11 protein-coding genes are annotated in these 12,414 nt (G+C 64.7%); 6 read left to right on the top strand and 5 right to left on the bottom strand.

Translation table 11 applies throughout. From position 1 onward, the window contains the following. Positions 1-43 precede the first annotated feature (43 nt). Genes AAA989_RS15750 through dnaE form a run of 4 tightly spaced genes read left to right on the top strand, consistent with a single transcriptional unit; the run spans position 44 to position 4,810 of the window. Complete coding sequence (locus AAA989_RS15750; RefSeq protein ID WP_338245227.1) at positions 44-325, top strand: hypothetical protein; 282 nt, start codon at positions 44-46, stop codon at positions 323-325. A gap of 58 nt (positions 326-383) precedes the next feature. After that, positions 384-905 (top strand): hypothetical protein, encoded by a 522-nt coding sequence (locus AAA989_RS15745; RefSeq protein ID WP_338245225.1) that lies wholly within the window; start codon positions 384-386, stop codon positions 903-905. 47 nt (positions 906-952) lie between these two features. Beyond that, a complete protein-coding gene (locus tag AAA989_RS15740) occupies positions 953-1,297 on the top strand; it encodes a hypothetical protein (protein WP_338245223.1) in 345 nt (114 codons plus the stop codon). A gap of 45 nt (positions 1,298-1,342) precedes the next feature. After that, a complete protein-coding gene (gene dnaE, locus AAA989_RS15735) occupies positions 1,343-4,810 on the top strand; it encodes a DNA polymerase III subunit alpha (RefSeq protein WP_338245221.1) in 3,468 nt (1,155 codons plus the stop codon). Positions 4,811-4,914: 104 nt separating this feature from the next. Here the strand turns inward: dnaE and AAA989_RS15730 are convergent, their stop codons facing one another. Together AAA989_RS15730 and AAA989_RS15725 are read right to left on the bottom strand one after the other, a co-directional pair. Further along, on the bottom strand, positions 4,915-6,063 hold the full coding sequence (locus AAA989_RS15730) for an OmpA family protein (RefSeq protein WP_338245219.1): 1,149 nt from the start codon (positions 6,061-6,063) through the stop codon (positions 4,915-4,917). A 118-nt stretch (positions 6,064-6,181) separates the two neighbouring features. Further along, a complete protein-coding gene (locus AAA989_RS15725) occupies positions 6,182-7,264 on the bottom strand; it encodes a PA0069 family radical SAM protein (RefSeq protein ID WP_338245218.1) in 1,083 nt (360 codons plus the stop codon). Between the two features lie 48 nt (positions 7,265-7,312). Between AAA989_RS15725 and AAA989_RS15720 the strand changes: the two genes are divergently transcribed. Further along, positions 7,313-7,654, top strand: coding sequence for a VOC family protein (locus AAA989_RS15720; RefSeq protein WP_338245216.1), 342 nt, complete (start codon positions 7,313-7,315; stop codon positions 7,652-7,654). A gap of 16 nt (positions 7,655-7,670) precedes the next feature. Here the strand turns inward: AAA989_RS15720 and moaB are convergent, their stop codons facing one another. The 3 genes from moaB to AAA989_RS15705 are packed head-to-tail and all read right to left on the bottom strand — an operon-like array spanning position 7,671 to position 10,680. Beyond that, entirely contained in the window at positions 7,671-8,198 is a 528-nt protein-coding gene (moaB, locus tag AAA989_RS15715) for a molybdenum cofactor biosynthesis protein B (protein ID WP_338245213.1), read from the bottom strand. Next, positions 8,198-9,946, bottom strand: coding sequence for a lytic transglycosylase domain-containing protein (locus tag AAA989_RS15710; RefSeq protein WP_338245211.1), 1,749 nt, complete (start codon positions 9,944-9,946; stop codon positions 8,198-8,200). The genes moaB and AAA989_RS15710 overlap by 1 nt, the downstream gene beginning before the upstream one ends. Continuing rightward, entirely contained in the window at positions 9,943-10,680 is a 738-nt protein-coding gene (locus tag AAA989_RS15705) for a uracil-DNA glycosylase family protein (protein WP_338245210.1), read from the bottom strand. Before AAA989_RS15705 ends, AAA989_RS15710 begins: the two co-directional genes overlap by 4 nt. A gap of 85 nt (positions 10,681-10,765) precedes the next feature. Between AAA989_RS15705 and AAA989_RS15700 the strand changes: the two genes are divergently transcribed. Next, positions 10,766-12,409 carry an electron transfer flavoprotein-ubiquinone oxidoreductase gene (locus AAA989_RS15700; RefSeq protein ID WP_338245208.1) on the top strand — a complete coding sequence of 548 codons (1,644 nt, stop codon included), beginning with the start codon at positions 10,766-10,768 and terminating at the stop codon, positions 12,407-12,409. Positions 12,410-12,414: the final 5 nt, after the last annotated feature.

Below are 12,414 nucleotides of genomic sequence, written 5' to 3'. Positions count from 1 at the left end.
CGCCGGGCGGGCGGGGCGTTGATCGGGAAAGGAGGATTTTTCCATGACCGACCATCCCAGCACCTACAAGGCCGAAGACACCCACCGCGAAGGCATCCAGTGGGACGACCGCGCCTTCCTGCATGCTTCCAACGATGGCGATGGCGTGCTCGACGGCGCGAAGTCAATTCGCAGCGGCACCTTTTCCGAACTGGTACGCCAGGTCGCATCGCTGCCGGAGGACGAGCGACACAAGTACTACATCGAGAAAGCCGGCGACCGAGAATTTCACGCCGACGAAATCACGACGCTGGCCGGGCGCAAGGATTTCCCCGCCAGCGGCTGACTTGCGATCCCGCGGTTTCCGGGTAGTCCTTACTCCGGGACACTGAGGGGAGAGACCGATGTCGTTAATCGCCGCCGTGCTTCTGGCCGCGCTGCAACAGGCTCAGGAGCCGCAAGCCGCGGCCCCGCCGCCGCCCGATCCTTGCGCTGCCCGGCAGTTTGCCGCCTTCGACTTCTGGGTCGGCGAGTGGGACGTCTATCAGACGGGGAGCGAGACGCAGGTCGCCACCAGCCTGATCGAGAAGGTCAGCAACGGTTGCGCCGTGCGCGAGACGTGGATGCCGTTGCAGGGCGGGGGCGGAACCAGCATCACCAGCCTCGACCCGCGCTCGGGCACATGGCGTCAGCTGTGGGTCGGCGCGCAACCGGGGCAGATCGAGTTCGAAGGCGGGCCGGTCGATGGAGACATGGTGCTGACCGGATATTGGGGACGAACGCCGCAGGGCGAACCAAACCTCGTCCGCATGACCTATTCGCTGGGGGAAGACGGTTCCGTTCGCCAGTACGGACAGGCCAGCACCGACCATGGCCGGACATGGAGCGACAGCTTCGATCTCACCTACCGGCCAAAGGCGGGGTAACCTTTTTGCCCGCTCCTGCGAAAAGGCGGGAAGACTAGGAGGTCGCCATGCTCGAAGCCGCCAATGCCTGGATTCTTGCGCTGGGCTCCCAGTACAACGTCAATCCGTATATCTTCGCCGCCATCTACGTCGGGGCGATCCCGTTTTTCTTCGCCTCCATCGCCTGGCTTGTGCGGCGGGCGCGGGCGGGGCGATCGACCGTGGCGCCGACCATGCTGGCGGGTTTCTTCTTCGTTTCCGCCTACATCTACCTCGCCATCTTCGGGCAGGATATTCCGCTGTGGGTGTGGATTTTTCTGGCCGCGCTGATCGTCTACGGCGCCGTCTCGACCATTCGTGACACCCGGCGCAAGATCGCCGCCGCAACTGTGGACGAGCCGGGGGACAGCTAGGCGCCCGCGCTTGGAGAATCCCCGCCTGCTGCCCATATTGGCGCGATGCCGTTTGCTCCCTTCGTCCCCCTCCGCGTGCTATCCAGTTATTCGATGCTGGAGGGCGCGATCGATCCCAAGGCGATTGCGAAACTGGCCAAGGAACGCGGCTTTCCGGCCGTCGCCATCTGCGACCGCAACGGTCTCTACGGCTCCAGCATGTTCGCCTCTGCCTGCCAGGGGGAGGGAGTGCAGCCCATCGTCGGCACGCTGCTGGGCGTGCTGGCCGATGACGGGGAGACGGTGGACCACCTTCCCTTGTTCGCGCAGGACGAGGACGGTTGGAACAACCTGTGTCACCTCGTCAGCCGCGGGCACCTCGACAGGCCGCTAGAACGCGTCCCGCACGTCGGCATGGCGGATTTCGAAGGGCGCACCGACGGCCTGATTGCCCTGACCGGCGCCAGCGAGGGAGCGATCACGCGCCTGCTGGCGGATGGCAAGGAACGGCAGGCCCACGCCCTGGCTGACCGCATGGCTTCCCTGTTTCCCGGGAGACTCTACGTCGAACTGGCGCGGCGCGGCGATCCGGTGGAGGAAGCCGCGGAGCAGGGCCTGATCGATCTCGCCTATGCCAAGAACCTGCCGCTCGTGGCCACGAACCCGGCCAATTTTGCAGAGCCGCACATGCACAGCGCGCATGACGCCATGCTGTGCATTGCCAATTCCAGCCAGATCGACAGCGACAATCGCCCCACCTCAAACGCGGAGGCCTACGTCAAGTCGGCCGCGCAGATGGCCGACCTGTTCGCCGACCTGCCCGAGGCGACCGAGAACACGCTGGTCATCGCCCAGCGTTGCGCCTTCGCACCGCCGCGCCGCAAGCCGATCCTTCCCAGCCTGGCAGGCGACCTGGAGGGCGAGGAGCGAATGCTGGAGGAGGACGCGCGCAAGGGCTTGGCAGCGCGCCTCGAGCAATACGGCGAGCTCTCGGACGAGGAACTGAAGACCTATGTCGACCGGCTCGACTACGAAGTCGGTATCATCAAGAACATGGGTTTCCCCGGTTACTTCCTGATCGTTGCCGACTTCATCAAGTGGGCCAAGGCGCAGGGGATTCCCGTAGGGCCGGGTCGTGGCTCGGGCGCGGGCAGCCTGGTGGCCTGGGCGCTGACCATTACCGACCTCGATCCGATCCGACTGGGCCTGCTGTTCGAGCGTTTCCTGAACCCCGAACGCGTCTCCATGCCGGACTTCGACATCGACTTCTGCGAAACGCGACGCGGCGAGGTGATCCGCTATGTCCAGGAGCGGTACGGCAAGGACAAGGTCGCGCAGATCATCACCTTCGGCAAGATGAAGGCGCGCGCCGTGCTGCGCGATACCGGACGCATCCTGCAGATGCCCTATGGCCAGGTGGACCGCCTCACCAAGATGGTGCCCAATCACCCAACCGACCCGTGGACCCTGCCGCGCACGCTGAACGGCGCCGCCGATTTCAAGCGCGAGTACGACAACGACAACGAGGTGAAGCGCCTCGTCGATCTGGCCATGCAGCTGGAGGGTTTCCCGCGCAATTCCTCCACCCACGCGGCGGGCGTGGTGATCGGCGACCGGCCGCTGAGCCAGCTGGTGCCGCTCTACCGCGATCCGCGCTCGGACATGCCGGTAACGCAGTTCGACATGAAGCATGTCGAGGATTCGGGTCTGGTGAAGTTCGACTTCCTCGGCCTGAAGACGCTTTCGGTGCTACGGAAGGCGGTGGACCTTCTGAAGCGTCGCAATATCGAGATCGATCTCGACACCCTGGCCTGGGACGATCCCGGCGTGTTCGATCTCCTGAAGCGCGGCGATACCGTGGGCGTGTTCCAGCTGGAATCCGAGGGCATGCGGCGCACCCTGACGGCGGTGAAGCCCACCAAGTTCGAGGATATCATCGCGCTCGTCTCGCTCTATCGGCCCGGCCCGATGGACAACATCCCCAGCTTCGGCAAGCGCAAGGCGGGCGAGGAGGAAATCGTCTACCCGCATCCCAAGCTGGAAGGCATCCTGGCCGAGACCTACGGCATCTTCGTCTATCAGGAACAGGTGATGCAGGCCGCGCAGATCCTGGCCGGATATTCGCTGGGCGATGCCGACCTGCTGCGCCGCGCCATGGGCAAGAAGGTGCAGGCCGAGATGGACGCGCAGCGCCAGCGCTTCATCGACGGTTGCGGAGAAGTCTCCGGTATCGATCCCAAGCAGGCGAACGAGTTGTTCGACTTGATCGACAAGTTCGCCGGCTACGGCTTCAACAAGTCGCACGCCGCCGCCTACGCGCTGCTCAGCTACCAGACGGCTTGGCTGAAGGCGCACTATCCGGAAGAATTCTACGCCGCATCCATGTGCTTCGACATGCACCAGTCGGAAAAGCTGGCGGTGTTCGTGGACGACCTGCGCCGCAACGGCGTGCAATTACTGGCGCCCGATATCGGCAAGTCCGAAGCCGAGTTCATGGTGGAGACCACCGACGAGGGCTACGCCGTGCGATATGCCCTGGCGGGAATCCGCAACGTGGGCGAACGCGCGATGGAGCAGCTTGTCGCGGAGCGCGAGGCCCATGGTCCCTACGAGAACCTGGAAGACCTGTTCGAACGGCTTCCCGCGGGATCGATGAACCGCAAGCAGCTGGAAAGCCTGGCCGGCGCGGGCGCTTTCGATTCCTTCGAACCGAACCGGGCAAAGGTTCTGGCCAATGCCGACATGCTTTTGGCGATCACCGACGCTGCCAATCGCGAGCGCAGCAGCGGGCAGGCCGGGCTTTTCGGCAGCGAGGAGAAGTCCGAGCCCACCTTGCGCCTCGTCGATGCCGACGCATGGCCGCGTGCGAAACAGATGGAAGTGGAACGCGACGTGTTCGGGTTCTACTTCGCCGCGCACCCGGTGCAGGAATTCCGTGAAGTCGCCTCGGCGAACGGCGCTCGCTCCTATGCCGCGCTGATGGACAGCGGGGTGGAGGGCGGCCGCCAGCCTGCAGTGATGGCTGCGATGGTGGAAAGTTTCAGCAAGGGCCGCACCAAGCGCGGCGCGGAGTTCGTTCGCGCCGATTTCTCGGACAGTTCAGGGCAATTCAGCGCCGCGTGCTTCGAGGAATCGCTGGTCGACAGCTTTGTCCGCTGGGCCGAGGACGGGACTTGCGTGCTGCTGAACGTGGAACTGGATTCGCCCAATCCCGACGATCCCCCGCGCGTGACAGTGCGCGGAGCACGTCCGCTGTCGGACGTGAAGAGCTCTGCCAAGATGCAGCTGACCGCCGAGGTTCACGATGCCGGGGCCATCGCCGCGCTGGCGCAGATGCTGGAAATCGGGCGCGCCGGGCACGGCGAAGTCGTGCTGACGCTGTGTTTGGAAGAAGACAACACGCCGCGCATGCTGCTGGGCAGCGATTTCAAACTCGGCGGTGAACTGGTGGACCGGCTTTCGACCATTCCCGGCCTCGCCAACGTCGCGCTCGCGCCGATCCGTGGCGTCGGACACCTGCGCCTGGTCGCCTGAGAGACATCTAGCCACGCCCGCGTCGGCATTTCGACGCGCCTCCAGCAGAAACAGAAAGGGCCGGGATCGCTCCCGGCCCTTTTCGTTGTTCGGTCCGTGTGGACTTACATGCCCGAACCCGGACCGTAAGTGATTTCCACGCGGCGGTTCTGCAGTTCGCGAACACCGTCGGCGGTCGGCACGCGGGGCATGCTCTCGCCGAAGGCTTCGGTCGAGATACGACCGGCCGGGATGCCGCGACCGGTGAGGTATTCCTGCACCGAGTCATTGCGACGCTCTGCCAGGCCCATGTTGTACTGGACCGTGCCCGAACGGTCGGTGTGACCGGCCAGCATGATCGCCGCAGTACCGCAATCGCCGTAGGCGGTGATGGCGGAGTTGAGCACCGTGGCCGCTTCCGGCGTGATGGTCGACTCGTCCCAGTCGAAGAACACGATGTAGGGGCCCTGCTCGCAGACCGGCGCCGGCGGGGGCGGCGGGGGCGGCGGGGGAGGAGGCGGCGGAGGCGGCGGGGGCGGAGGCGGCGGCGGCGGGGGAGGCGGCGGAGCCGGTTCCTCACCACCGAAATTGAAGATGAAGGTGCCCAGCACGGTATGCGTGCCGACGTGCCCTTCGAAATCGCGGCCGATGTTGTCGACCAGCTCGACATCGGTCACGCGGTGATACTTGTACTTGATCGACGCATCGACATTGTCCGACACGGGCGCGCGAACCTGCGCGATGCCCTGCCAGGCAAAGCGGGTGTCGTCGTCGTCAAGGAAGCCGGGGCTCGGCTCGAAGGCGGTGACGTTGTTGAAGCTGGCGTTCGAGATACCTACGCCGCCACCCAGAGAAACACCGAAGGAGTCGTGTCCGCCAAAGTCGAGCAGGGCGTTGAACATCCCGCTCCATACGGAAAGCTCACCGGCAACCGGATCAAGCACTCCGGTCGCGATTTCGTAGCCGTTCGTGGTCGTAAATCCCGGAATGCCGAGGATCGGACCGGCATCGATCGTGTCGATGTCGAAATCCTTGTACGAACCCTCGACCTCGAAACGAAGCGGACCGGCGTCGTAACCCAGCAGCGCTTCGGCTTCCCAGCCCAGTTCGCTTTCCAGCGTCACGACCTGCTCGAAGATCTGGTCTTCCAGTTCGGTCCGCTCGGCCTTGCCGATGCCCGAACCCGCGCCGATATAGAATTGACCGTCGTCGGCCATGGCCGGCGTGGCGACGAACGCCGAAGCCGACAGCAGGGCGACCGTATATTTTTTCATCAGGATTCCCCCATCTCAAGGAGCGTTCAAGAACGCACGTGATCGCGTCGGCGGCAGGCCGCCAATGCGATGAAACTGTCGCGCGTCGTAACCCAATTCGCTGCGATTGCGAAGCATTTCATAGCAATTGCAGCTGTCCGCGCGCGAGGGGTGGTCTAAATGCAACGGTATCGAGTTCGAACCGCTCCTTGCCGATGCCGGACCGGCGGCAGGCAATGCGGAAGCGCGCGCGGAAGAGATCGGCCCACACGCCTTTCGGCCTCATCCGGGTGAAAAAGTCAGGGTCGTTGTCCTTCCCCTGCCTGATCGAGCGCACGATGCTCATCACCTTGCCCGCCCGCTCCGGATAGTGGACGTCCAGCCATTCGCGGAACAGCGGCGCCACCTCGTGCGGCAGGCGCAGGGGCATCCAGTCGCAGCTCCTGACGCCAAGCGCGGCGGCCCTGGCGACGATGGCCTCCATGAATTCGTCGGTAATCGCGGGGATGACGGGCGCGACGGAGCAATGCACGGGTATCCCCGCATCGACGAGCTTTCCCAGGGCTGCCAGACGCTTGGCCGGGGCGGCAGCGCGCGGCTCTAGCTTTCCCGAGAGGACGGGGTCGAGACTGGTAACCGAAATCGCGACGGCCACGAGACGGTGCCGGGCCATTTCGGCGAGCAGGTCGATATCGTGCAGGACCCGGTCGGACTTCGTCGTGATGGTGACCGGATGGCGCGTTTCGAGGCATACCTCGAGCAGCTGGCGGGTTATCCGGTACTGCCCTTCGATCGGCTGATAAGGATCCGTGTTCGTGCCCATGGCGATGGGGCGCGGAGTGTACTTCGGCCTTGCAAGAGTTTGCCGCAGCAGGTCCGCCGCCTCCGGCTTGGCGAACAGCCTGGTCTCGAAATCGAGGCCGGGGGAAAGATCGTGATAGGCGTGGGTGGGGCGCGCAAAGCAGTAGACGCAGCCATGCTCGCATCCGCGATAGGCGTTGATCGATCTATCGAACCCGATATCGGGTGATTGGTTGAAGGTAAGGATGGTCTTCGGCCGTTCTTCCGTCACGGTCGTGCGAAGTTTTACCGGCGGCCCGTCGAGATTTTCCATCGCATCGCGCCAGTCCCCGTCCACCGCGCGATCGGCGAGGCCGAAACGCTGCGGCACGCGGGCCGACTGGGCGCCGCGACCGGCTTGGGGCGGAGAGGGCTTGCGCATGGAACATAAATAGAACATACGCTGAAGGAGATCAAGCGGAGAGCGGTTATGGGAAAGCTGGACTACGTCGAACTGCCGGTGACCTCGGTCGGGCAGCAAAAGCAATTCTATTCAAGGGTTTTTGGCTGGTCGTTCACATCGTATGGCGATTCCTACGCCGCGCATGAGGAGGGGCCATGCCAGTTCGCGCTGAACGGTACGGGCGAGCATCAGGGGGAAGCCGCGCTACCTGTGGTCCGGGTGGAGAATATCGAAGCTGCGCGCGACGCGGTGCTCGCCGCAGGCGGCACGATCACGCTGGACATCTTCGAATTTCCGGGCGGAAAGCGCTTCCACTTCGACGATCCCGAAGGGCGCGCGATGGCGGTCTACACTCCGGCGGAGACCTGATCTCGCATCGAAGGACTCACTTCTCGCGCAGTCTCGGCATCAGTTCGACGAAATTGCAGGGCCGGTTCCGGCTGTCGAGCTGTTCGGCCAGAATGCCGTCCCACCCGTCGCGCACAGCACCGTTGGAGCCGGGCAGGGCGAAGATGTAGGTGCCGCCCGCCAGCACCGCCACGGCGCGCGATTGCACGGTGGAGGTGCCGATGGTCTTGTAGCTGATCCAGCGAAACAGTTCGCCGAAACCGGGTATGTCCTTGTCCTTCACCCGGTCGAGCGCCTCCGGCGTGACGTCGCGCCCGGTCAGCCCGGTGCCGCCGGTCGAGACGATGGCGTCGATAGCGGGATCCTCTATCCAGCGACGCAGCAGCGCGGCGATACCGTGGGCATCGTCCTTCTGGATCGCTCGCGCCGCCAGGTTGTGGCCGGCACTCTTGACCCGTTCCACCAGGATGTCGCCCGAGGTATCCTCATCCAGTCCCCGCGTGTCCGACACGGTGAGCACGGCGATGTTGATCGGCCGGAAAGTGCGGCTTTCGTCGATGGCCATTACTGTCCCCCCGACATGTAGACCCGGCCGTCGGAACCGCTCTCGGGGAACATGGGCCAGTCGTTCTGCGCCAGCGCCTGCCGGGTGGGTGACGCGGCATTGGCCTGCCGTTCGTACATCCAGTAGTTCCGCAGGACGATGGCGACATATCCGCGTGTTTCCCAATAGGGTATCGCCTCCATGTAGAGCAGCGGATCGTTGCCGTCGTTCACCTCTCCCACCCAGCGCGAGACCGGCGTCAGACCCGCGTTGTAGGCCGCCATTATCTGCGGCAGCCGTCCGCGCGTTGCGGGGTCTCGCGCCACCATCTGCAGGTTGCACTGGCCCAGGGCCAGGTTCATTTCGGGCTCGAAGACATTGATCGCGCCTGCCGGGCGACCGACACACCCGGCGTGCTGGCGCAAGGTCGGCGGGGTGATCTGCATCAGGCCCTGCGCGTTCGCCGGGCTGACGGCGTCGGCGCGGAAGGCCGATTCCTGCAGGATATGGGCAAAAGCGAGGCCGGGATCGATCTGCCAGCCTTCGCGCGGCGCGATCTTGGGCGCGGGATAATGCGAAGCCGGGTCCGCTTCTCCGCCTACCGGCGCGTTCAGCGCCATGAAGAGCTGGGTCTGCGGGAAACCGAGGTCGCGAGCCAGGCGCGAATAGGCATCGTAATGGCGCGGATCGCCGATCCGAGCCTGGTGCAGCAGGACCTGGCTGCCCAGCACGTCGCGACCGATCTCCGCCAGCGCAACGGCCACGCGGGTATTCTGGTAGCCGCCGACAGTTCGCCAGTCCTCTGCGGTGAAATCGGCGCTTTCCACCCGGTCCGGCAGCGAGCGGCCTAGCTGTTCGGCGGCCAGCATTCCGTAGAGCGTTTCATCGAGCAGGGCCGCGTCGCTCAACAAGTCCTGGCTCAAAGCCGGCTGACGGCAGCGCAGGGCAGCGCGGGACGCCCAGAAGAGCGAGGCGGCGCGCAGGGTGGGGTTGATCGCCTGCTGCGCCGCGCGCTGGAACGAGGCCGAGGCATTATCGCAGTCGCCCAGCCGCCATGCGGCGAGGCCAGCGGTCCATTCGCCTTCCGCGACCCATGCCCCGCGCCCTTCCGGCACGGTTCGCGCCATGGCCAGGGCCTGCGTATCCTGGTTCTCGATGAAGTAGCTCCACGCGACGCGCTGACGCCATTCCGCCCGCGCCTCCGGGCTGAGCACATGGTCCACGCCATCCAGCAGGATGCGCGCGCCCGTGGGATCGTCGTTGCTGATCCGCTCCAGTATCTGCGCCTCGATGTCGCTCGGCATGGTGCCGTCGTTTACGGAGCGCGGACGCGTGCGGCGCGGAATGGCTCGCTGCGACACCAGGTCGCGTGCGTAGGGCAGGGACGGGTCGCCGTTCAGCCCGCGGGTCTGGCCCAGGCGGACGAGCTGCGCAGCCTGTGGCAGCTCCGATCCGCTCTGCAACCATTGTGAGATCTGGTCGGCCTCTACGCGCGGAGAGTTGGCGGCGAGATAGTATTCTGCCCGCGCCACGTCGTGCAGCAAGCCCGTGGGCCGTTGCTGGAACAGGCTCTCCACCGTTCCCCAGGCGCCTCCTTCGATGGCGGTGAACAGCTGGTCGTAATACTCCCGATCCTCGGAAGAGAGTTGCTGGGGAGCAGGTCGATCGTAGAGCCGCGCGGTAAAATAGGTGCGCGAGTCAGTCTGCTGGGCGAAGGCCGGCGTCGCGGCCAGGCAGGCGAGCGCAAGTGTCGCGGTGACAAGCTTCATTGGGCAGAGGTCCATTCACAAAGCCTTTTCCAGAGCCGCGCACGTTGGCGTGCGTGGTCCAGCAGGCGATCGGGTGAGAAGGTGGCAAGGGCAGGCACGTCGCCATGCCGGTCGAAGGATTCGGGAGGCTCGGCAGGGTCATGGCCAAGCAGCGCCGGTATGCGGCTGCCGAACACGAGCAACCGCCGGGCGCGCGCCAGCGAAATGTGATGCGCGATAACGGTGCCGAGACCCTCTCCAATCAACCCGTTCCAGTCGGGCAGGGTCGTGTGCATCGGGAGGGCGCTGGAAAAATAGGCGGTGTCGGCATCGATACCGATGGCGCGCAGAATATTGCCTGCCAGCCGGCCCTGTGGGCCCGACAGCAGACTGTCGCGATCGTCGGTTTCCGGCATGGTCGTCAGCACCATGATCGGCGCATCTTCCTTGCCGATGGGGGCAAGGCTCGCGGCGTGGGATGCGCCGAAGGGATTGTCCGGGCCGACCCACCAGGTGCGGAATTCGGCCAGGGTGTCGGGCAGGTCGGAGGCCTTGATCCTGGGCTCGGGCGGCTTTTCGGCCTCGGCCACCTGCGCTGCTTGCGGTGCTGCCGGCCGTGCGGGGGAAGGCAGCTCGTCTTCCGACAGGAGCGGCACGATCTCGTCGGAAAATTGACAGTCCACGCCCGCATCGCGCCACCATTCGATGGTGGCGGCAAACTTTTCGCCAAGCGGGATATCGGTGCGATTTTCCATTATCGGGCTTTTGGCCGGTCTTGACGCCCAGCAAGGCAACGATCAAGTCCCCACCGATGGATGTTCCGCAAAACGAGGCGAAATGATGAGTGAACGGGAATCGATGCCCGTCGATGTCGTGATTGTTGGTGGCGGTGTCGCCGGCCTTTCCGCGGCAATCCGGCTGAAGCAGTTGAACGAAGAGCTTGAAGTGGTGGTGCTGGAGAAGGGCTCCGAGATCGGGGCGCATATCCTCTCCGGCGCGGTGGTCGATCCGAACGCGCTAGACGAACTGCTGCCCGACTGGCGCGACATGGATTGCCCCATGGCAGAGACGCCCGTCACCGATAACTGGCACTGGATGCTCTCGAAGGGCGGCAAGACCGCGCTTCCCCATGCCATGATGCCGCCGTTGATGAGCAACAAGGGCTGCTACACCGGCTCTCTGGGCAACCTTACCCGCTGGCTGGGCGAACAGGCCGAGGCAGCCGGCGTGATGGTGTTTCCGGGCTTTCCCGCCGCCGAAGTGATCATCGGTGACGATGGCGCGGTTACCGGCGTCATCACGCAGGACATGGGCGTTGCCGCCGATGGCTCTCACAAGCCGGACTACCAGCCGGGCATGGAAATCCTGGCGAAATACACGCTGTTTGCGGAGGGTGCGCGAGGCAACCTGACCAAGCAGATGAAGGCGCAGTTCGATCTCGAGGCGAATTGCCAGCCGCAGGTCTATGGCCTCGGCATCAAGGAACTGTGGGACATTCCCGCCGAGAAGCACGTGCCGGGCCGGGTGATCCACACGCAGGGCTGGCCGCTTTCGGAAAGCGACACCTGGGGCGGCGGTTTTCTCTATCACCAGGCGAACGGCCAGGTCGCCTTGGGCTTCGTGACCGCGCTCGATTACGAAAATCCCTACTTGAACCCCTTCCAGGAGTTCCAGCGGTGGAAGCACCACCCGGCGATCAAGGAATACCTCGAAGGCGGCACCCGCGTCGCCTATGGCGCGCGCGCGATCAACGAGGGTGGATGGCAGTCGGTGCCGAAACTCGCCTTCCCCGGCGGCGCGCTGATCGGGTGCGCGGCGGGCTTCGTCAACGTGCCGCGCATCAAGGGCAGCCACACCGCTATGAAGAGCGGCATGCTGGCCGCTGAAAGCGTGGCGGCGGCGATCGGCGAGGGCCACGAGCATACCGAGCTGGCCGACTACGACGCCAACCTACGCGACAGCTGGATCGCAACCGAACTGAAGAAGGTGCAGAACGCCCAGCCGCTGGTCGCCAAGTTCGGCGGCGATATCGGCACCGTTCTGGCAGGCGCCGACATGTGGCTGCGCACGCTGGGGGTGGGGCTCGGTTCGATGGGGCACCACCGCGATTACGAGGCTACCCAGCGCGCCGACCTGCACAGGCCGATCGACTATCCCAAGCCCGACGGCAAGATCAGCTTCGACCGTCTCACCAGCGTGTCCTACAGCTTCACGAACCATGCAGAAGACCAGCCCAACCACTTGAAAGTTAAGGACATGGAGCTTCAGCGCGAAAGCGAGCTGGAGGTCTATGCCGGGCCTTCGACGCGCTATTGCCCTGCGGGCGTCTACGAATGGGTGAAGGAAGACGGCGAGGAGCCGAAGTTCGTCATCAATTCGCAGAACTGCGTCCACTGCAAGACCTGCGACATCAAGGATCCCAACCAGAACATCAACTGGACCACGCCCGAAGGGGGCGGCGGCCCGAACTATCCGAACATGTGATGCTG

The sequence above is a fragment of the Aurantiacibacter hainanensis genome, assembly GCF_036321025.1.
GTDB lineage: Bacteria > Pseudomonadota > Alphaproteobacteria > Sphingomonadales > Sphingomonadaceae > Alteraurantiacibacter > Alteraurantiacibacter hainanensis.
Note: the sequence above shows the minus strand (reverse complement) of the source record. Positions and strands in the feature narration are given on the sequence as shown.

Coding starts and splice junctions, on each gene's coding strand:
- AAA989_RS15750 (WP_338245227.1), top strand. CDS start 44: ATGACCGACCATCCCAGCACCTACAAGGCCGAAGACACCCACCGCGAA.
- dnaE (WP_338245221.1), top strand. CDS start 1,343: ATGCCGTTTGCTCCCTTCGTCCCCCTCCGCGTGCTATCCAGTTATTCG.
- moaB (WP_338245213.1), bottom strand. CDS start 8,198: ATGGCCATCGACGAAAGCCGCACTTTCCGGCCGATCAACATCGCCGTG.
- AAA989_RS15725 (WP_338245218.1), bottom strand. CDS start 7,264: ATGCGCAAGCCCTCTCCGCCCCAAGCCGGTCGCGGCGCCCAGTCGGCC.
- AAA989_RS15705 (WP_338245210.1), bottom strand. CDS start 10,680: ATGGAAAATCGCACCGATATCCCGCTTGGCGAAAAGTTTGCCGCCACC.
- AAA989_RS15740 (WP_338245223.1), top strand. CDS start 953: ATGCTCGAAGCCGCCAATGCCTGGATTCTTGCGCTGGGCTCCCAGTAC.
- AAA989_RS15700 (WP_338245208.1), top strand. CDS start 10,766: ATGAGTGAACGGGAATCGATGCCCGTCGATGTCGTGATTGTTGGTGGC.
- AAA989_RS15730 (WP_338245219.1), bottom strand. CDS start 6,063: ATGAAAAAATATACGGTCGCCCTGCTGTCGGCTTCGGCGTTCGTCGCC.
- AAA989_RS15745 (WP_338245225.1), top strand. CDS start 384: ATGTCGTTAATCGCCGCCGTGCTTCTGGCCGCGCTGCAACAGGCTCAG.
- AAA989_RS15720 (WP_338245216.1), top strand. CDS start 7,313: ATGGGAAAGCTGGACTACGTCGAACTGCCGGTGACCTCGGTCGGGCAG.
- AAA989_RS15710 (WP_338245211.1), bottom strand. CDS start 9,946: ATGAAGCTTGTCACCGCGACACTTGCGCTCGCCTGCCTGGCCGCGACG.